Raw genomic sequence first — 19,242 nt, 5'->3', positions numbered from 1 at the left:
GGGGTCTGAGATGCCATTTCCCAAGAAGGCAAAGCCTGATTTTGTGCCACGAGTTCTTTCCATCGCCGGCACAGACCCAACAGGTGGCGCTGGGCTCCATGCCGATTTAAAATCAATCGCCGCCGCCGGTGGTTATGGTATGGGCGTGGTCACCGCTTTGGTATCTCAGAACACCGTGGGCGTTCGTGCCGTCCACACCCCACCTGTTGACTTCCTCGTCGAGCAGCTGGCTGCTGTAACTGAGGATGTCACCATCGACGCGGTGAAGATTGGCATGTTGGGTTCACGCGAACTCACGCAGGCCGTCACCAACTGGGTTCGGGAGACCAAGCCAGCCGTGGTTGTTCTCGATCCGGTTATGGTCGCCACCTCTGGCGACCGTCTGCTTGACGAAGATGCCATGGACGCAATGCGTGACTTGGTCGCGGAAGCCACCGTCATCACGCCGAATGTTCCCGAACTGGCATTGCTTGCCGACGCCCCGGAGGCCAGCGACTTCACTGAGCTGATTGAGCAGGCGCTGGAGTTCGCGAGCAAGAACGATGTCATCGTGATTGCAAAGACTGGTCACTTAAGTGATGAGGAAGCCGGCAATGCCGTGGCCTTCCCCGATGGCCAGGTTTTCTTCAGCTCTTCTCCCCGCATTCACACTGAGAACACCCATGGCACGGGTTGTTCGCTGTCCGCAGCTCTTGCCACACGGATTGGTGGGGGCTCTGCGATTAATGATGCCCTGCGCTGGACTACGCGCTGGCTCAGCGAGTCCATTCGTTTCGCGGATAACCTCAACGTCGGCCAGGGGCACGGCCCCATTGACCACGGCCACAGGGCTCGTCGCCTGGAAAAGGTCGCGCTTCGCCGAATGCAACCAGTGCATCTGAACTCTAGTTTTTACCCGGCGGCCATCGAAGGCACTGATACTGAGCAGACGCCGAAGGAGCTGGAATCTTTCTTCGGCCACTCACTCCAGATTGCGCCGGCGGGCCCCTTTACTTCCCAGCTGTGGCGGGACATCGAGGACATCGTTGCCGAGATTGGCGGAATGTTCAGCGTCCCCACGATGCTCCGCGGCGACCTTTCCTCGGACGAAACCAACTTCTTCGTAGCGCAAGAGGCCTGGTACTTGCACCAAGTTTTCCCAGTCCTGTCGCATCTGGCAACCAAAGCACCCTGCGCTAAGGAACAGGTTCTGTGGTCGTCACTCGCACAGGAAGCCCTGGTGCGTGCGTTGGAATTGAGCAATAACGCGCTGGAAGAGACTTCTTCGGCGCTCGAGGACATCGAGCCGACAACCATCACGCAGCTTTTGCTGGACGTGCATTCTTCCTGTAGCGCTTTCAACCCATATCGGGTCGCCGTAACCAGTATCGTCGCCGAAATGTGGATTGCAACCGAGCTGACTCTGCAAGGAAAATCGCTGGTTGATGGGGATTCCGCGATCGCGAACTGGGTGGAGGTGTATTCCGACCCCGAGTATGTTGACAGTGTTCAGCAGGCTCTCGAGGTCCTTGAAGAGAATATGTCCACGGCCAGCGATGCGGAGCTCAAATCCATCCGCAACATCTTCCGTCGAGCCGCCATTCTTGAGCGCGAGGCCTATGCGCAACCGGGTCGCGGTTGGTAAATCTCATGGGACGGTAGTTTTCAAGCTCACCGGACGTGCCTATTGCATGGCAGTCCGGGGATAGCGGTATTCTAACAAACATGCCCCCTCCTGCTGAGTCCAGTGATTTCAGACAGTTGGGCACGCCGGAAGCGATTGTGAGTATTCTGCGTGCCCAGCACATAACTTCGCCTACTGCCGTGCAGGTGGCGACTTTGCCAGATGCTTTCGCTGGCAAGGACGTTCTTGCGCAGGCCCCTACAGGCTCGGGCAAAACGCTCGCATTCGGCATTCCGCTGGTCGCGTTACTCAATAACGCCTCTCCAGCGCTTCCCGGTTACCCGCGCGCGCTCATTATTTCGCCGACGCGCGAACTCGCAGATCAGATTGCTGATGTCCTCGCTGACATCGGTGCCGCTGCAGGTCTGCGTGTCTTGAGCTTGGTCGGCGGTGATTCCGTGGCCAAGCAGCAGACTCTGCTCGCGGCACCAGTCGATATTGCTGTGGTCACTCCGGGGCGCGCACACGATTTGCGCCGCCGCGGTCTCCTCAGCCTTGAGCAGGTTCATGCCGTAGTCGTAGACGAAGCGGACATGCTCGCTGACATGGGCTTTCTGCCCGATGTTCTGGGCCTGGTCCGTGCGTGCCCGAAGTCGGCACAGCGCATGGTCTTTTCCGCCACGATTAACGACGACGCCGCGGGGCTTATCCGCGATCGTCGCGCAAGTAGCACTGAAGTTGCGAAGCACAAGGTCACTGCCTCCCGGTTGACCATGCGCAATATGCGGCATCTGTTACTTCGGGTGGAGGACAACGCTGAGGCAGACGAAGTGGTCGCCTGGATTGCCTCCCGCAAGGATCAGTGCGTCATTTTCGCCAACTCTAAGGCGCGTGTCGTGCAGCTGGCTAAGTTTCTACAGTTCTACGACATCAAGTTAGGTTTCCTCCACGGCGATCGCGGCCAGGCAACTCGTCGCGCAGTCCTCAAGGCCTTTGCCGACGGTGAAATCAATGTCCTCGTCACCACGGATGTGGCCGCTCGTGGCATTGATATCGATGCTCTTGACTTGGTTGTGCACGCGGATCCGCCAAGGGATTCCGCGACGTATATTCACCGCTCGGGTCGCACGGCTCGTGCAGGTGCTTCCGGCACGGTAGCGATGATTGTGCGTGACCGCCAGGTTGATCAGGCCCGCGAACTGCTGGCAGGGGCCGGCGTTGAAGCCGAAGAGCTGCGCGCAGCTCCGGGACTGCCGCGATTTGTCAAGGAACTGGGCGCACGACGTCCGCGCCGGGCTCGTCAAGATCAGAGCCAATCGACAGGCGGTGCTAGTGGTGCCGGTTACCGCGGGCGCGGCGGTCCGTCGGCAAGCGGAAAGAATCGTGCTGGCGGTCGCGTACACCGCCCCAAGCGAGGGAAAAAGAAGAAGAGATAATCAGTGGATATTGTTCTCAATATTGTCGCGGTTGTCGGCTTTATCGCGCTAACCGCTGGCACCGGCCTCTTTGTGGCGTTTGAATTCGCGCTGACGGGACTGGAGCGGTCTACGATTGACGCCGACCGCGCCCGTTCAGCGGATGCGCCTGCTGAGGCCGTTCACAAGGCACATAATCGACTATCCTTCCATCTCTCCGGTGCACAGCTGGGCATTACGTTGACCACGCTGGCAATTGGTTTCCTCGCGGAACCGGTGCTGGCGCAGTACTTCACGCCGATGTTGCATTGGATGGGGCTCAGCGAGTCTGCAGCGGGACCGACCGCACTGATTCTTGCGCTCATTGTGGCCACGATGTTGTCGATGGTCTATGGCGAGTTGGTGCCAAAGAATGTCGCCATTACAGAGCCGTTGGCAGTAGCGCGAGTTACGGCTCGTCCGGTGATGGCGTTTAACTGGGTGTTCCATTACTTCATCCATTCGCTGAATGCTACGGCGAACTGGCTGGTGCGCAAGCTCGGTATTGAACCGGCGGATGAGTTGGCTTCGGCGCGTTCCCCGCAGGAGCTGGAAGCACTGGTGCGCAATTCTGCGGAGCAGGGGGCATTGGATGAGTCGAAGGCCGCTGTGCTCGAGTCGTCGTTACGCTTTGGCGAAACGACGGCGGAGGACCTAATGACGCCGCGGTCGACGATTACCTCCCTCGATGTCGATGACACGGCGCTGGACCTGCTGGCTGTCGCTATCGAATCGGGGCATTCCCGCTTCCCCATTACTGACGGAGACCTCGATGCCACTGTCGGTGTTGTCCACGTCAAGGACGCATTTGCGGTGCCTGCGGCGAAGCGTTCAACCACCACCATGCGGGAGATTGCACGGCCTGTGCCGACGCTGCCGCAGTCGCTGGACGGCGATGCCGTGCTGGAGGCCGTGCGTTCGGCCGGTTCGCAGATTGCGCTGGTCGCGGACGAGTACGGCGGCATCGCCGGCATTGTCACCATCGAGGATGTCGTCGAGGAAATTCTTGGCGAGGTCTGGGATGAGTACGACGACAAGGAGTCCGAGCAGGAAGTCAAACGCGCGATCGAAGGCTGGAACTGCTCTGGCCTTGTGCGTACCGACGAGCTGCCGACCAAGGTCGGATACTTCGCCCCAGAAGGTAGCTTCGAAACGCTCGGTGGATTGATTATGTTTGCGCTCGGTCGCATCCCGGAGGTCGGTGACGTCGTCCTGCTGCCAGAGACCGAACGCGATTTCATGGACGAGTTCGAATCGGGTATCGCCGGACGCTGGTACGCCCGCATTCTGGCGATGGATGACCGCCGCGTGGACCGTGCAATTTTGATTCCTGTGACCAACGAACGCGCTAAGGAGATGTTCAACCTATGAGTGACTGGTTTGGAATCCTCCTGACTTTCTTCTTGTTGTTGGTCAACGCGTTTTTCGTGGGCGCGGAGTTCTCACTTATTGCTGCGCGCCGTGACCGTTTGGAAGCGCTGCTGGCTCAGGGAAAGAAGCGCGCACGCACAGTTATCAATGCTTCTGAGCACCTGTCGATGATGCTCGCCGCCGCACAGCTGGGCATCACCATTGCCTCGCTACTGCTGGGTAAGGTCTCTGAGCCGGCGCTGGCACATCTGCTGGAAGCTCCCTTCCAGGCGATGGGTATTCCGGAGTCGCTGCTGCACCCGCTGAGCTTTGCCATCGCATTGATGCTGGTGTCAGTGCTGCACATCATGCTCGGTGAGATGGTGCCGAAGAATATCGCGCTGGCAGGACCGGAAACGATGGCCATGCTGCTCATTCCGGTTCATATGGTCTTCTACCGCCTGACCAAGCCGCTGTTGCTGCTGTTTAACTGGATGGCTCGCCATACGCTGAAGCTGTTCGGCATTGAGCAGCGCGATGAGCTCGACACCACTGTTGATTCCACTGAGTTGGCATCGATGATTGCGGAGTCTCGTCAAGAGGGGCTCCTTGACAGCGAGGAGCACGTCCGCCTTCGTCGCACACTGGCTTCGGCCACGCGCACCATTGAGGAGGTACTGATTCCGCACGAGCAGATTCGGCGCCTCCCCACCGCACCGACTGTCGGCGATCTAGAGACGGCGGTCACCGAAACTGGCTTCTCCCGGTTCCCCGTCGCTGCGGCCAACAATGAACCCAACGAGTACCGCGGCTATGTTCACGTGAAAGATGTCCTCGACCGCGTCATGGATCCTGCCTCCGGCCCAGAGACAGCCATCCCCGATGACGAGATTCGCCCGATGATCGAGATTCCGATCGATGCCACGCTGGATGAGGGATTGCGCATCATGCGCCGCTACAGCGCCCACATGGCAGTGGCTGTACGCGCTCGCATGCCAAAGCCGCACCTGCGCGCAAACGCCCCGGCAAGCATCGCTCCGAAGACCGGTGCTTTCTCCGGCGCGGAGCAGATCGGCATCGTGGCTCTGGAGGACCTCATCGAGGAGCAGGTCGGTGTCGTGCGCGACTGGACCCACGAGGTCTCCCCGCGTCGCAGCGGTGCGCCAAAGCAGCACTCGGCCGTGAACCAGCCCCGGACCCGACCAGGCAGCACGCAGGGACGCCAGCAGTGACGCCTACGCCCGATTCGTCCTTCGATTGGCGTGAAGCCAAAGCAAGGCATATCGCCCGCGTCGATGTCCTGACCCGCGACCACCTGTCCCGTCGCAGTCGCGGCCAGCGCCACCCGGTCTGGGACTTCATCTTCGAGTACTACCCCGTTAAGCCCGGCCAGCTCCGCCGCTGGTCACCGGGCATCGGCGTAGATCTTCCCGGTGCGACAGCCAAGGACATCAGTCACCTGAAGTTCTTTACCCTCGACACGGACGACACTACCGATAGCCCTGCCCGCAAGGACCCCACCGATACCGCCTCGGGGACGGCGCGCATGGATGTTTCGGCGTACGTCGATAAGCGAGGTACGACGGTGGGGTACATCGGCAATCTGTTGCGTTCGACGCGCGCGAATCCGGCGCACTTTGACTGCTTTGGTCTGCATGAATGGGCGATGGTGTATCGCCAGCCCGAGCATCGTCATCCGGAGCCACTGCGGCTGGGTCAGGCAGGCACGGACGAGGTCGTCGAGGCCCACACGGTTCGATGTACGCACTTCGATGCCTTCCGTTTCTTCACGCCCGACGCCGTGCCGCTCAACGAGTTTGCACCGACGCGCGAGACGCAGCCGCACTGTGAGCAGATGGGTTGTCTGCACGCCAACATGGACTTGTATAAATGGGCGACCAAGCTCGGCGAGGCGGTCCCCGGCGACCTGTGGCTGGATACTTTCGAGCTCGCGTGCAGTGCCCGTGAGTTGGATATGCGCGCCGCTCCCTACGATCTGCGGGATTGGGGTTTTGCGCCTATTCGCATCGAAACTCCCGAAGGCAAGGCCGAGTACGTCCGCCGCCAGCGTGAGCTCAGCGCGCGTGCCGATGTTCTGCGCGGCCGTCTTCTCGAAGTGGTAGATGTCGCATTGTCCACGCAGTAAAGTTGACAGGAGTTACGTGCGCGTTTGTGCTTTACGACGAGGTCTGCTGCGAGTCGACAGTGCCGAGCACACTCAGCATAGAAAGGGCTAGAACGACATGGGACGACACGCCTCGGGTGAGAACAACTATCGAGTGGCTAAGGGGCCTTTTATTGCCGTCTTGGTCGTAATTGTTCTGGTCGCTGCGGTTTTTGCCTGGGTTAATCTGCGCAAGAGCAACGATTCGTCGATTGATGCTGACCGTGCACGGTGCACGAAGGGTGACCTGACGCTGGTGGTGACCGCCGATCCTGCTGCGGTGGGCTCGGCACAGAAGCTTGTGCAGGACTACGGCGAGTCGAATCCCGTGGTGAGGGACTTCTGTGTGCGGCCACAGATTACGGTGGCGGGCTCGCAGGAGGTTGTGAACGCCCTGACTAAGGCTGGTGGCACTGAAGCTGGTGAGGGAGCTCCGGAGGACCCCGCTGCGGGTGAAGCCGGTACTGGAATTATGACTCCGGGAGTCTGGATTCCCGCCGATATCTCTTTCGTAGACCGGGCGAAGAACTCAGACAAGGTCAAGGTCAACAACCCCAAGACGTGGTTGCCGCCGATTGCCAGCGGCGTGGCCTTCACAACCAATCGTGCTGACCAGCTGAACAACGCCACCTGGGAAGAGCTTGCAGGATTGCGCGTAGCCGCCCCCGGTGGCTCCGACGCGGCACTGTCGGCCGTGATTAGTGCTCGACTTGGCGGTGGCCCGGACGTCGCTCGCGAACGCGCGGGCTTGGGTGAGGTCTACACCTCCAATACTCTGCTGACCATGCTCAGCCAGAGTGTCGCTGACTTCGACGGCGTAGCCGCGACCCAGCCCATGCTGCAGATGGCCGGCGAGGGGCTGAAGCTGGTCTCCCCTGCGGATGCACCCCAGTTGCACGCGCCAGTTGTCACCTTTGGCTCCGGCGGCAAGATCGACGAGAACACGGCTCGTGCGGCCGAGGACTTCCGAAACTTCGCAGCAGATCACGGCGCCGACGGCGAAGCTGCTGAGAGCACTTTCAGCCCTGAAGTAGCGGAGAACTTTGGAGTGCTCTCGCAGATTCAGACGGATTCTTTTGCGCTGCCGCCAGCACTGGAGCAGCCGGACGCGCAACAGCCCGCAACTGCGGTGGGTTCGGCGCTCCTGCTCGCTGACACCTCCGAGGGCGTCGATGTTGGGGCGCTGTCTGCGGCACTTTCCGGCGCTATCGATGCGGCACCTGGTGGCCGCTACGGCCTGTGGACATTCGCACCTGAGGTGAACCGTCTCGCGGAACTTCCCGCGCCCGATGACGAGGCCAACAACGGCGCGGACGCCGTAAAGGGGTCGCTGGCCGAACTTCCGGCTGGTGGTGAGGCACAGTTCTGGCCAGCGCTTATCGATGCCTACCAGGCCGCCCGCGACACCTACTCCCCTGACAAGCCGAACCGTCTCGTCGTGCTCACCTCTGGTCGCGATGCCTCGGGCGCCGATGCCGCCGAGTCTGTCGAGAGGATCAAGGAACTCATTAGCCCGGACCGCCCGGTAACGATTGAGGTCATCGTGCTTCCCGACGGGGACAGCTCCAGCCCCGAGCTGCAGGAAGTGGCAAATATGACTACTGGCTCTCTGCGCATTGCGGCCGACTACGGCGCTGGCCTGGCCTCTCAGCTGGCTGCGGCTATCGGTACGGAGTAAGTAGCAAAAAACCGCCTCCATCTGGTCCAACCTCGGGAGAGGAAAAACGGAACCAGTTGTGGAAGGCGGTTTTTGTTTAGCTTGTTTCGGCTATTTGAGCGGAGGCCATAACAGCGACGCCGCTATTCAGCCATACAATTGCCTGTTAGGAGATGCGACGGCGACGACGCTCAGCCAGCTCATCGATACCAGTACCTGGGTTCTCCTGAGTACCGTCGATACGCTCGGACGGGAAGGAGGCGATGGTGCCAGTCAGTTCCTTCATAATGCCCGGGACAGCAATGCCGAACACTCCCTGGCCACCGTTGAGCAGGTCGATGACCTCTTCATTGGAGCGGCACTGGTAGACGGTGCGACCGTCGGAAACCAGCGTGATGGTAGCCAGGTCATCGACGCCGAGGTCACGCAGGCGATCGACAGCCAGACGGATGTTCTGCAGGGAAATACCGGTGTCCAGCAGACCGCGGACAATCTTCAAAACGAGGATGTCACGGAAGGAGTACAGACGCTGGGTACCTGACCCCTTGGCGGTACGAATAGAAGGCTCCACCAGCTTGGTGCGTGCCCAGTAGTCCAGCTGGCGGTAAGAAATGCCCGCTACCTGACATGCGATAGGAACGCGGTAGCCAACCTGCTCGTCCGGTCCCATGTCGAACAGGGATTCCTGGACCGCGCGCGGCTCTTGCGAGTCCGACGCACGGAGCTCATTATCGCCAAAGAGCGAACCGCTGTTGTCGTCGACCATATAAATTCTCCCGAGGTAGTTTCACTGCCGTTATTTATCTTTCGCCAAGGTTAATCGGCTGTCAATACATCACAGCACGACACGCCGAATCTCTAAACCTAAAGTTAAGGTTTAGAGTTTGGAGCCGCAGTTTCCCCAGCTCAAGCACAACCCTGGAGCAAAACCGCAGGACGGGATGAAACTATAACTTCCGAAAAGTTACCCCTTTTATGGGGTCATTCAGCGACACGCCGGAGGAAATAAGCGTCACAACTACCCCAAAAGTAGCCAGTTATTCACTCCAGTCACACGTTTAACGGTCGCCATCGGAAGCTGAATCGGCGCCACCGTCGGCTTCACCATCAGACTTCTTGTCCTCCGCATCACCATGCGGCTCGGCGAAGTAGTCAGCATCAATGCTGTCGAGGAATTCCGCAAACTCCGACACCGATGCCTCGACGGAGTCGGTCTCCGACTCGTCGGCAAGCGAACCGCCATTGGTTGCGACGAGACGCGCCGCTACCGACGTGGCGTCGAGCACATCACGCGCGACATACAGCGGAACCTCAAGCTCGCTAGCGATAAGGATGAGGTCGGACGGGCGCATATCAATCTCTGCGCCACCTTCGAGCACCAGGCTGGCGATGAAAACGCCCTCATGCACGCCCGTAATCTGGCCGCGCAGGGCGCTCTGCCCCACCATGTCCAGCGTATCGACGAAGACCTCATGCATGCCCGGGCGACGCTGCGTAGCGCCGGTCTCACGGGCGGAGTACTCCGTCGCCGTCGCCAAATCAATCCAAATCGGGATAATCCGATTGGTCTCCTCGGCATGCAGGAGTAGCACTGGATCGTCCTCAGGAGGATGCGCCATCCAGTCTAGAAACTTGACTTCTACGAGTTTTTCGTCCATAACAGCGATAATTGTAGCGAGCCGCTATTTACGCGGGACTACCGACTACTTCCCCAGGTCCTTGTTGACCTGGCGCTTGACCAAAGTGCCGTGCAGCGTGACCATCAGCGCAGTCATCTCACGGCCCATCTCCACAGCCTTCTGCTTGCCGCTAGCCGCACGCGACTTACTCAGCGGACTAGCAGCGAGCGACACCAAATCTGCCTCACGGGCCGCAGCGGTACGCACAGTTTTGAGGTGGCGGGCATCCAGGCCAAACTCAGCCAGTTTGACCGCCGTCTCAGTGATGAGCAGGTCATCGCCATCGAACATGTTCAGCGTGTCCGGAGTAATCAGGCCGACTCGAACCAGTTCAGTGATGAACTTCTCGCTAGCGCCGGTGCGCTCTGCCAGCTCCGCCTGCGTCAGCGAGACCACTGCGGCTTCGCGGAACTGATCCGCCGTCACCAGTGGAGTGACCGATGCCAGCCCGTCGCCGCCAGCGTTGCCCGCATCAATTTCGTCGAGCTGCTCTTTAATAACCTTCAGCGGCAAGTAGTTATCGCGCTGAACGGTGAGAATGTAGCGCAGGCGGTCAATGTCCGCCTGGCTGTAGCGACGATAACCCGAGGAGCTACGCGACGGGCACAGCAGCCCCTCCGACTCGAGAAAACGAATTTTGGACAGCGTTACATCAGGGAACTCAACCTTGACTTCCTTCAGCACAGCACCGATGGTCTTCTTCTTGCCCACCGAGCGTGCTTGCTTCGCAGTGCTTTCCGACGAAGTCGGCTGCGAAACTGCTGATTTGCGTACTGCTGCCACTGGTCTTTTCCGAGCCTTTACAAAAATAAGGGGTTAATGCCGACAGGCGTCGACATTAACCGATGTCGAATTAGTTACCGATCAGGAAGACGAGGCGGAACTTACCGACCTGAACCTCGTCACCATTAGCCAGAACCGCGGAGTTCTTCGGCTCGCGGTTAACGTAGGTACCGTTCAGCGATCCCACGTCGACGACCTCGTAGGAGTCACCGTTCTTGCGGAACTCTGCGTGACGACGGGAAACAGTCACATCATCGAGGAAGATGTCGCTGTCCGGGTGACGACCAGCGGTGGTGACTGCCTGATCGAGCAGGAAACGCGAACCTGCGTTTGGCCCCCGCTTGACAACCAAGAGTGCCGAGCCCGCCGGAAGTCCTTCAACACCGGAGACCGTGGAGTCCGTGTTAGAGCCGGACTCCATTTCCTTCAGCAAATCTGCACGGAAGACCGAGGTGGTCTCGACCGATGCCTCTGGCTGGCCGCTATTGCTAGTCATATCTTTCCCTCCGGGATAACCTTGGGCGATTTACTCGTTACTTTTTAGATAATAGCGCCCCAACCGCTCTCGTGTTGTTATCTAATCCCAACCTTGTTGTGACGCAGCTCACCGACAGGGTAGGTACAACATGATTGATATGCGTAAATACCGACATCTGAGAGCTTTCTCTGTGGGTGTACCTAGGCCGGTCACCTGAGAAATATTTTCAAATTGTTACCAAACTTGTGGTTACGGCTTACCTAAACATCGCGGCAATCGAGCCGACGACCGAGCCGCCACCATTGCTCAATGGGTTGTCGTTGACCATGTAAGTCCACGTCGAGCTCGGGCGAGCAAGACCCGTGTCCTCCAGATGTGCGCCTTCGCCGTCGATTTCGACCTCCTGGAAGGTCTGCACCGACTCGGTAACGGCATTGTTCACCAGGTTCTTAAAGGCGCCGATGGCGGCGCGGTGGAACTCATCAATGGGGCTTTCCTTAGCCAGCGCGCGCAGGTGAATCGACTCCCGCAGGTCATCCAGATCCGCCAGGTGGTCTGACCATCCGCGATCCAGGTGGCTCAGCATGATTTCCCGGGCAGCATCCTCGGCGACATCGCGCCCGACTACGGATTCGACTTCCTTGGCCCGCGCCGATGCCAACTTGGACAGTTCTTCCCAGGCAGCATTAGTAGTCAGCAGTTTCTCCCTGCGCTCATCCAGAATCTCGCGCTGGTCACCGATGAGCTTGTTGTACTTCCATGTCGTCGCATGAATCGATAGCATGGTCGCCTCTGTCACTCGCTGCGCGCGGTCGATGAACTGATAGGCCCTCTTATCCCGGACGCGGCCATCTTCCTCGGGAAGCACGCTCAGCGTCTCGCCAGCAGCACCCTCGGAAATCACCGGATCATCCAGGGAGACAAAGAACACCGACGAGCCCGGATCGCCCTGGCGCCCGGCGCGGCCACGCAGCTGATTGTCCAGTCGGTCAGTGCGGTGCTTCCCCAGGCCAATGACGCATAGTCCACCGCGCTCAACGACCGCATCGCGGTTGGATTCATCTGCCCCGCCGAGACGGATGTCGGTTCCTCGCCCGGCCATCTGAGTGGACACCGTGACACGGCCAATATCGCCAGCATTGGCGATGACCTGGGCCTCCAGCTCGTCATTTTTCGCGTTCAGCACCGAGGATTCGATGCCGCGCAGGACCAGCGCATCGGCTAGTCGTTCCGATTCCGCCACGTCACGGGTGCCTACGAGTATTGGTCGACCAGTGCCGTTGAGTTCCACGACCTCGTCGACAAGCGCGGCGAACGCGTCGTCGGTGGTGGCGTAGATGCGGTCGGGCTCGTCGTCACGAATGCATGGGACGTTGGGTTCGATGACGGAGACGTGGAGTCCGTAAAACTCGCGGAACTGGTCTCCCGCGGAGGTGGCGGTGCCGGTCATACCGCAGGTGATGTCGTAGCGGCCGACGAGTTGCTGGATGGTCATGGAGTCGAGGATTCGGCCGCCCTCAGAGACCTGCAGGCCCTCCTTGGCCTCTACCGCCGCTTGCAGACCGTCCGGCCACCGCTGCAGTTCCGCCACGCGTCCCTTCGAGGCGTCGATGAGCTGTACCTTGCCATCGCGCACGATGTAGTCGACATCGCGCTGCAGCAACTCGTGAGCGTGCAGTGCAACGTTGACCTGAACCAGGGTGGTGCCGACATGTTCGGCGTCGTACAGCGAGCCGATGCCAAGCAGGCGTTCGACGCGTGCGGCGCCGGTATCGGTGAGGAAGACGTTGCGGCGGCCTTCGTCGACGGTGTAGTCGTCGCCGAGCTGCAGGCGACGCACCACGTCGGTGATCTGTCCGGTCGGTGCGGTGCCCGGCTCATTGCCGGCAAGCACGAGCGGGACTAGCGCTTCATCGACCAACACGGAGTCGGCTTCGTCGATGATGGCGACGTCAGCGGGCGACTGCACGCGGTCTTCGATGGCCGGCGCGCAGCGGTCGCGCAGAACGTCGAAGCCGAGTTCGTTGACGGCGGCGTAGACGATGTCTGCCGCATATGCTTTACGACGCTCCCCCGGTCCCTCCTGCGGCGAAATAGCCGCCACCGAGAGCCCTAGGAACCCGAACAGCGGTTGCATCCACTGCGCGTCGCGGCCTGCGAGGTAGTCGTTGACGGTCACGGAATGCACGCGGTGGCCACGCAGCGCGAACCCTGCTGCAGCCAGGGCGCCGGAGAGGGTCTTGCCCTCACCGGTGGCCATCTGGACGACGTCTCCCTCCATGAGCGCCAGTGCGCCTTGCAGCTGCACATCGAAGGGACGCATGGACAGGGTGCGCTGGGAGACTTCGCGGAGCGCGGCTAAAAGCTCCGGTGCGTCGGTGGCGTGTTGGCGGGTGAAGTCGGCGAGGTCGGCGTCGGAAAGCGCCTGTACCTGCGGCTCGAGCTCAGCGGCGCGTGCCACCAGCCCTACGCTGCGTTTTTGGTTGCGCCCTTGCTTGCCGCTAAGAGCCTTCCAAAACCAATTAAACCCAGCCATCTTCTACCCTTCCTGCGCGCGTGTGGTTGTCGGCGCGTTCTGACTCACCAGAGTAATCAATCTGGGCCGGCCTTCGGAGTGTCAATCGCTGCCAGCGAATTTGCACCATATGTCTTTAGTCACATCTTGAGTTTGAAACAATGGGTTTAACACTTGATGCGAGCAATTTTCGGAAGGACTTGAATCCCCTATGGCAATCGAATTCATCCCCACCGCTGACCTGGTTGACGAGATCGGCCCGGACGTGCGTTCCTGCGATACTCAGATGCGTAACCTCGGCGGTCGCGTGGAGTTCTGCGGCAAGATTTCCACGGTCAAGTGCTTCCAGGACAACGCGCTGCTGAAGAAGGTCCTCTCCGAACCGTCTGAAGGCGGTGTCCTCGTCATCGACGGTGACGCTTCTGTGCACACGGCGCTGGTCGGTGACGTTATTGCGGGGCTCGGCAAGGACAATGGCTGGGCTGGTGTGGTCGTCAACGGCGCGATTCGCGACTCCAAGCTGATTGGCGAGATGGACTTCGGCTGCAAGGCGCTTGGCACCAACCCGCGCAAGTCCACCAAGACCGGCGAGGGCGAGCGCGACGTCGTTGTCTCCTTCGGCGGCATTGACTTCGTTCCGGGCGAGACGCTCTACGCTGACTCCGACGGTATTGTCGTGCGCTAGTGCGCTTGTGCGCTAGACGGCAGACAAAACCGCAAGCAATAGCCGTAAACAAAAGCCGCCGCCTCCCGGAATCTTCCAGAAGACGGCGGCTATTTTTGTCGGGCTGACCGGATTTGAACCGACGACCCCCTCACCCCCAGTGAGGTGCGCTACCAAACTGCGCTACAGCCCGCGTGCACGAAAGTGCAACGAGCTATAGGTTACATCATTGGAGTTTGAAGGCGAAAATCGCCCCTGGCACCTTCCCTGGCCACCGCATTACTGCAGGTAGATGGTCACAGGCGTGGATGTCTCCGCCATCTGTCCCTCCGGCGGATCGATCGAGGCAACCTTACCCATGATCGCGGCCACAGAGTTGGTCGGATTGCCCTCGGCGTCGACGACAGTCACATTCTGGTAGCCGTTGGTACGCAATTCCACCTCGACCGATGCCGGGCTCTTGCCCACCACGCCCTGCGGGATGGTGCCCCAACCGCTGCTGCGCTCACCGGGGCCAGGGATAGCTGGCGGCGACTCGCGAAGTTGGTCGAGCTCCTGCTCAAGGCGCTCACGGGTGTCGTTAATCGTGCCCGATGGGTCCAAGCGATCGGTTGGGCTTGTCGTGGTTTCTTCCGGCGAGGTTGTCGTCGGCGTCGGGCTTGACGACGTCTCCTGCGTCGGCGCCGCCGTATTGTCCTTATTGTCCTCGGTTCCGGAAGTGAAGGACAAAACCAGGGCTACCAGCGCGACTACGGCCACCATGGCGGCGATGGCCACAATGGCGACAGGCTTACCCCACCCCTTCTTGGAGTCATCATTGCCACTGTTGCCACGGTTATTACCGCGGTTGTTGCCGTTGTTCATGTCACCGTAACCGCCTGCGTCACCTGCGGCGTACTGCTGGGTTGCGCCTGCCTGCTGGCCCGCCTGACCATAGCCGCGTTCTTCTTCAGAAAGCGGAGCCCAGTACTGTCCGCTCCCCTGCGCGCCAGCGCCTGCGCCACCGCCTTGCGGTCCGGCACCTCGCGAGTTCTCAAAACGTGTTTCATCGCCGCGCTGTAAGAACTGCGTCTCAGAGGAGTCGCCGCCGAAGTATTCGGTCGGCTGCTCGCCCGCGAAGTCGGCATCCGGGTTGTATCCGCGGTATCCCTCGTCCCGCGGAATGTAGCGAGTTGCGGAGTCATCGCCGTATGAGCTTGAGGAATCGCGTCCGTAGCTGTTGTCTCGGCCATCGTGCTGAAAGCCGTCACGGTTGTTGCCGCGCCTGACCATTGTCAGTTCTCCTTATCGCTAATTTACTGAAACTCTAAAATGCCAACGAAAAGCCCAAAATGCAATTGCCTAAATCACATTTTGGGCTTTTCTCAGCTCGCCACGCGCAACTGGCGGAGCTTCCTAGCGGCGCTTTTTCTTCTCGCGGACACGCACCGCGATGCGCACCGGTGAGCCCTCGAAACCAAATTCTTCACGCAGCTTGCGCTCCAGGAAGCGACGGTAGCCGTGCTCCAGGAAGCCAGTTGTAAACAGCACAATCACCGGCGGGCGCGAGGATGCCTGGGTGGCAAACAACACGCGCGGCTGGCGGCCACCACGCAGCGGTGGCGGGTTCTGCTGCATAATCGCACGCAACCATGTGTTCAGGCGACCAGTGGAGATACGCTTATCCCACGACTCCACGGCCTCCAGCATGGCCGGCTCCAGCTTCTGCACAGCGCGACCAGTCTTGGCGGAGATGTTCACCCGACGAGCCCACGGCACGTGTGCGAGCTGCTCTTCAATTTCGCGCTCGAGCAAATCGCGACGGTCCTCATCCATGAGGTCCCACTTGTTGTAGGCGACCACAAGTGCCCGACCGGAGTCGAGAATCATGCGCAGCACGCGCTGGTCCTGCTCGGTAATCTGCTCGGAGGCATCGACCAGGAAAATCACGACCTCGGCGTTGTCAATCGTCGAACGGGTACGCAGCGAGGCGTAGAACTCGTGGCCCTTGGCGGTCTTGGTCTTCTTGCGGATACCAGCGGTATCCACAAAACGCCACAGCGCCTCGTCCATCTGCACCAGCGAGTCCACCGGGTCAACCGTGGTACCGGCCACGTCGCTGACCACTGCGCGATCTTCACCGGAGAGCTTGTTCAGCAGCGAAGACTTGCCCACATTCGGCTTGCCCACCAGCGCCACGCGACGCGGCCCGGTCGGCAGCGACTTCGCACGCGGCACCTCCGGGAAGGAGGACACCACTTCGTCCATCACGTCGGCATTGCCACGACCGTGGAGGGCCGAGGTTGGGTGCGGCTCGCCGAGCCCGAGGGCCCAGAACTCCGCGACGTCGCCAAGCTGCGAATCCGACTCAAACTTGTTGGCAGCGAGAATAACCGGCTGCTCCGCGCGCTGCAGGCGGCGGGCCATGACCTCTTCCGTGGCGGTGATGCCGACGGTGGTGTCGACGACCATAACAATCACATCGGCGGTCTCCATGGCGGTCTCCGCCTGACGAGCAATCGCCGCATGCATACCCTTGGCGTCCGGGTCCCAGCCGCCGGTGTCCTGCACCCAGAAGCGACGTCCGCCCCATTCACCCAGGTAGGAGATGCGGTCGCGGGTCACGCCCGGGAAGTCTTCGACAACTGCTTCACGACGGCCAATGAACCTGTTAACCATGGTGGACTTACCAACATTCGGTCGTCCCACAATGGCCACGGTCGGAAGAGCTTCTTCCTCCTCGTCGCTCACGCCAAGCGCTGCGAAGGCGTTTTCCAGTTCTTCCCAGTCGGCATCGTCATCGATCTGGCCGGTTTCGGCGCGCTCGATGGCTTCGGAGATGATCGTCTCGTGGTCGGCAATCGTGCGGTCGATGAACTCGTCTGCACTGGTGTGGCTGCCTGCGGTGCCCGGCGCGTTTTCGCTCTCCACGTTTGCGACCAGGTGTCCGGCGGTGTCGTCCTCGGAGTCGTCGTAAGAGCCCTCGTAAGATTCCTCGAACTCCTCGTTGTCGACATCGTCCCAGTCCATGGTGGACCCCGGGTAGCCGGCCTCAACGACATCGAGGACGTTTTCCACGACCTCTTCAATGTCCATCTCAGAGGTGTCCAGAATGAACGCGTCCTCGGCTGGCTTCAGCGGAGAGGTCGCACGGTTGCTGTCGAGTTCGTCGCGGCGGATGACGTCGGCAAGCACGGTGTCGAAGTCGGCCTCACGACCAGCAGCGATGTCCTGGTCGTAGCGGCGGCGAGCGCGGACCTCTGCGGACGCGGTCATGAAAATCTTCGCCGGAACGTCCGGGAGCACGACCGTGCCGATGTCGCGGCCTTCCACCACACAGCGCACAGCCGATGCGGCCAGCGAACGCTGGAGTGCGACCAGGTTGGTGCGCACGGCCGGAATCGCGGAGACCGCCGACACATTGCGGGTGACCTCCGGGCCGCGAATCTCGCCGGAAACATCCTCGCCGTCGAGGAGGACGGCGGTGGAGTTCGGGTCATCGGAGACTTCCAGCGGCAGGGCGGCCGTCGCCTTAGCCACGGCTTCCTCATCAGTCGGGTCGATGCCCTGTCGCAGCACCCACAGGGTTGCCACGCGGTACATAGCGCCGGTGTCCAGGTACTTTGCACCCAGCTCGGTTGCGACCATCCGGGAGACAGTCGACTTGCCAGTGCCGGAAGGGCCGTCGATGGCAACCAACAGCATGTCGTCAGTGTTCTGCTCGCTCATGTGGGCTCCTTCAGCTCCTTGGTTTTCTTCGTTCTTCTTCACTAGTGCCATTTACAGCCCCACCGCGTTGTAGAGGGAGGTCAGCTCAGCGCGGTTGAGTGCGCGGAGAGCGCCCGGGGTCTGCTCGCCCAGCTGGACAGTGTGAATCTTAGTGCGCACCAGGCGCTCGACCGGGAAGCCCGCAGTCTTGAGCATCCGGCGGACGATGTGCTTGCGACCCTCGTGCAGCTCGATGCGGACGATAGAGCGTCCCTGCCAAACGTCGATGATCTGCGCCATATCGGCCTTGGCGATGCCGTCATCGAGCTCAATGCCCTTTTCCAGCTCGCGCATGACCTTGGCATCGACCTCGCCGACAACGGTGGCCATGTAGGTCTTGGTGACCTCGTAGCTCGGGTGCATCAGACGGTTGGCCAGCTCACCATCGTTGGTGAGCAGCAGCAGGCCCTCGGTGGGCGCATCCAGGCGGCCAACGTGGAAGAGTCGCTGACCAGCGCTGATCTTCTCACCGATGATGTCGCCCACGCACGGGCGGCCCATGTCATCGTGCATGGTGGACTGCACGCCACGCGGCTTGTTCAGGACGAAGTACTGCATGTCCTCATTGACGATGACGCGGGAACCATCAACGCGAATCACAGACGTGTTCGGGTCCACCCGCACGCCCTGCCGCGTCACAATCTTGCCGTCGACCTCGACGCGGCCTTCGTCGATAAGCTTTTCCGCCATACGACGCGACGCCACGCCTGCCTGTGCCAATACCTTCTGCAGGCGCACGCCCTCGCCTGCTTCGCTGTGCACGCGCTTGCCCGAGCCGCGGCGGTTGTCGTCCACATGCTGGTGGCGCGCCGGGCGAGCGTTGGATACGTAGATGTCCTTCGCGTGGACGTTGGAGGTCTCCATCTTCGCGCCGCTGTCGCGACGGCTGCGGTTGCGCTGGGCGTTAGTGGAGCCGCGGTTGGATTGATTCTTACGGTTCTTGTGTGCCGGTGTGCCTTCTCGGCGAGCGGGTTTAGCCACTTGACCTACATCCTTTTCAAGCGTTGGAGAATGTTCTGTTTGTTAGAACGTCAGCGCCAGGCGACGCTGTTCTCTCCCCCGTGGGCCCAAAATTGGCCGGTGGAAGCAGGTTAATAAAGAGAATTACAGAGAAAGCCTCGCGCCTTGTCGTCTAGCCACCTTAGCAC

15 protein-coding genes and 1 tRNA gene are annotated in these 19,242 nt (G+C 60.6%); 7 read left to right on the top strand and 9 right to left on the bottom strand.

The window, feature by feature from the left end; all coding sequences use genetic code 11:
* The first annotated feature begins 10 nt into the window (after nt 1–10).
* From HMPREF2849_RS04990 to HMPREF2849_RS04965, 6 genes are all read left to right on the top strand, one after another.
* Complete coding sequence (locus HMPREF2849_RS04990; RefSeq protein WP_070437427.1) at nt 11–1,624, top strand: bifunctional hydroxymethylpyrimidine kinase/phosphomethylpyrimidine kinase; 1,614 nt, start codon at nt 11–13, stop codon at nt 1,622–1,624.
* A gap of 185 nt (nt 1,625–1,809) precedes the next feature.
* A complete protein-coding gene (locus HMPREF2849_RS04985) occupies nt 1,810–3,039 on the top strand; it encodes a DEAD/DEAH box helicase (RefSeq protein WP_246822109.1) in 1,230 nt (409 codons plus the stop codon).
* Nucleotides 3,040–3,042: 3 nt separating this feature from the next.
* A complete protein-coding gene (locus tag HMPREF2849_RS04980) occupies nt 3,043–4,428 on the top strand; it encodes a hemolysin family protein (protein WP_070862674.1) in 1,386 nt (461 codons plus the stop codon).
* Nucleotides 4,425–5,639, top strand: coding sequence for a hemolysin family protein (locus tag HMPREF2849_RS04975; protein WP_049170482.1), 1,215 nt, complete (start codon nt 4,425–4,427; stop codon nt 5,637–5,639). The genes HMPREF2849_RS04980 and HMPREF2849_RS04975 overlap by 4 nt, the downstream gene beginning before the upstream one ends.
* Complete coding sequence (locus HMPREF2849_RS04970; RefSeq protein ID WP_049170479.1) at nt 5,636–6,553, top strand: hypothetical protein; 918 nt, start codon at nt 5,636–5,638, stop codon at nt 6,551–6,553. Before HMPREF2849_RS04975 ends, HMPREF2849_RS04970 begins: the two co-directional genes overlap by 4 nt.
* A gap of 97 nt (nt 6,554–6,650) precedes the next feature.
* Complete coding sequence (locus HMPREF2849_RS04965; protein ID WP_070862673.1) at nt 6,651–8,249, top strand: vWA domain-containing protein; 1,599 nt, start codon at nt 6,651–6,653, stop codon at nt 8,247–8,249.
* A gap of 145 nt (nt 8,250–8,394) precedes the next feature.
* On the opposite strand, the gene HMPREF2849_RS04960 is transcribed toward HMPREF2849_RS04965, so the two are convergent.
* From HMPREF2849_RS04960 to secA2, 5 genes are all read right to left on the bottom strand, one after another.
* Nucleotides 8,395–8,898 carry a MerR family transcriptional regulator gene (locus HMPREF2849_RS04960; RefSeq protein ID WP_172620271.1) on the bottom strand — a complete coding sequence of 168 codons (504 nt, stop codon included), beginning with the start codon at nt 8,896–8,898 and terminating at the stop codon, nt 8,395–8,397.
* Nucleotides 8,899–9,286: 388 nt separating this feature from the next.
* The gene (locus HMPREF2849_RS04955) at nt 9,287–9,886 is read right to left on the bottom strand and encodes a bifunctional nuclease family protein (protein ID WP_048734014.1); all 600 of its coding nucleotides are present in this window, start codon (nt 9,884–9,886) and stop codon (nt 9,287–9,289) included.
* Between the two features lie 45 nt (nt 9,887–9,931).
* Entirely contained in the window at nt 9,932–10,690 is a 759-nt protein-coding gene (locus HMPREF2849_RS04950) for a transcriptional regulator FtsR (protein ID WP_016422836.1), read from the bottom strand.
* Between the two features lie 70 nt (nt 10,691–10,760).
* Nucleotides 10,761–11,186, bottom strand: coding sequence for an oxoglutarate dehydrogenase inhibitor Odhl (gene odhI, locus HMPREF2849_RS04945; RefSeq protein WP_016422837.1), 426 nt, complete (start codon nt 11,184–11,186; stop codon nt 10,761–10,763).
* Between the two features lie 238 nt (nt 11,187–11,424).
* A complete protein-coding gene (secA2, locus tag HMPREF2849_RS04940; protein ID WP_070862672.1) occupies nt 11,425–13,704 on the bottom strand; it encodes an accessory Sec system translocase SecA2 in 2,280 nt (759 codons plus the stop codon).
* 190 nt (nt 13,705–13,894) lie between these two features.
* Between secA2 and rraA the strand changes: the two genes are divergently transcribed.
* The gene (gene rraA, locus HMPREF2849_RS04935) at nt 13,895–14,368 is read left to right on the top strand and encodes a ribonuclease E activity regulator RraA (protein WP_016422839.1); all 474 of its coding nucleotides are present in this window, start codon (nt 13,895–13,897) and stop codon (nt 14,366–14,368) included.
* 98 nt (nt 14,369–14,466) lie between these two features.
* Here rraA and HMPREF2849_RS04930 read toward each other — a convergent pair.
* From HMPREF2849_RS04930 to HMPREF2849_RS04915, 4 genes are all read right to left on the bottom strand, one after another.
* Nucleotides 14,467–14,540: transfer RNA gene (locus tag HMPREF2849_RS04930), tRNA-Pro, on the bottom strand.
* Nucleotides 14,541–14,626: 86 nt separating this feature from the next.
* Nucleotides 14,627–15,619: a PASTA domain-containing protein gene (locus tag HMPREF2849_RS04925; protein ID WP_070862671.1), complete on the bottom strand. Its 993-nt coding sequence runs from the start codon at nt 15,617–15,619 to the stop codon at nt 14,627–14,629.
* 123 nt (nt 15,620–15,742) lie between these two features.
* Nucleotides 15,743–18,055 carry a bifunctional cytidylate kinase/GTPase Der gene (gene der, locus HMPREF2849_RS04920; RefSeq protein ID WP_070549848.1) on the bottom strand — a complete coding sequence of 771 codons (2,313 nt, stop codon included), beginning with the start codon at nt 18,053–18,055 and terminating at the stop codon, nt 15,743–15,745.
* A 51-nt stretch (nt 18,056–18,106) separates the two neighbouring features.
* Entirely contained in the window at nt 18,107–18,958 is an 852-nt protein-coding gene (locus HMPREF2849_RS04915; RefSeq protein WP_049193586.1) for a pseudouridine synthase, read from the bottom strand.
* Between the last annotated feature and the right edge of the window lie 284 nt (nt 18,959–19,242).

The organism is Corynebacterium sp. HMSC073B01 (genome assembly GCF_001838255.1).
GTDB lineage: Bacteria > Actinomycetota > Actinomycetes > Mycobacteriales > Mycobacteriaceae > Corynebacterium > Corynebacterium jeikeium_D.
Note: the sequence above shows the minus strand (reverse complement) of the source record. Positions and strands in the feature narration are given on the sequence as shown.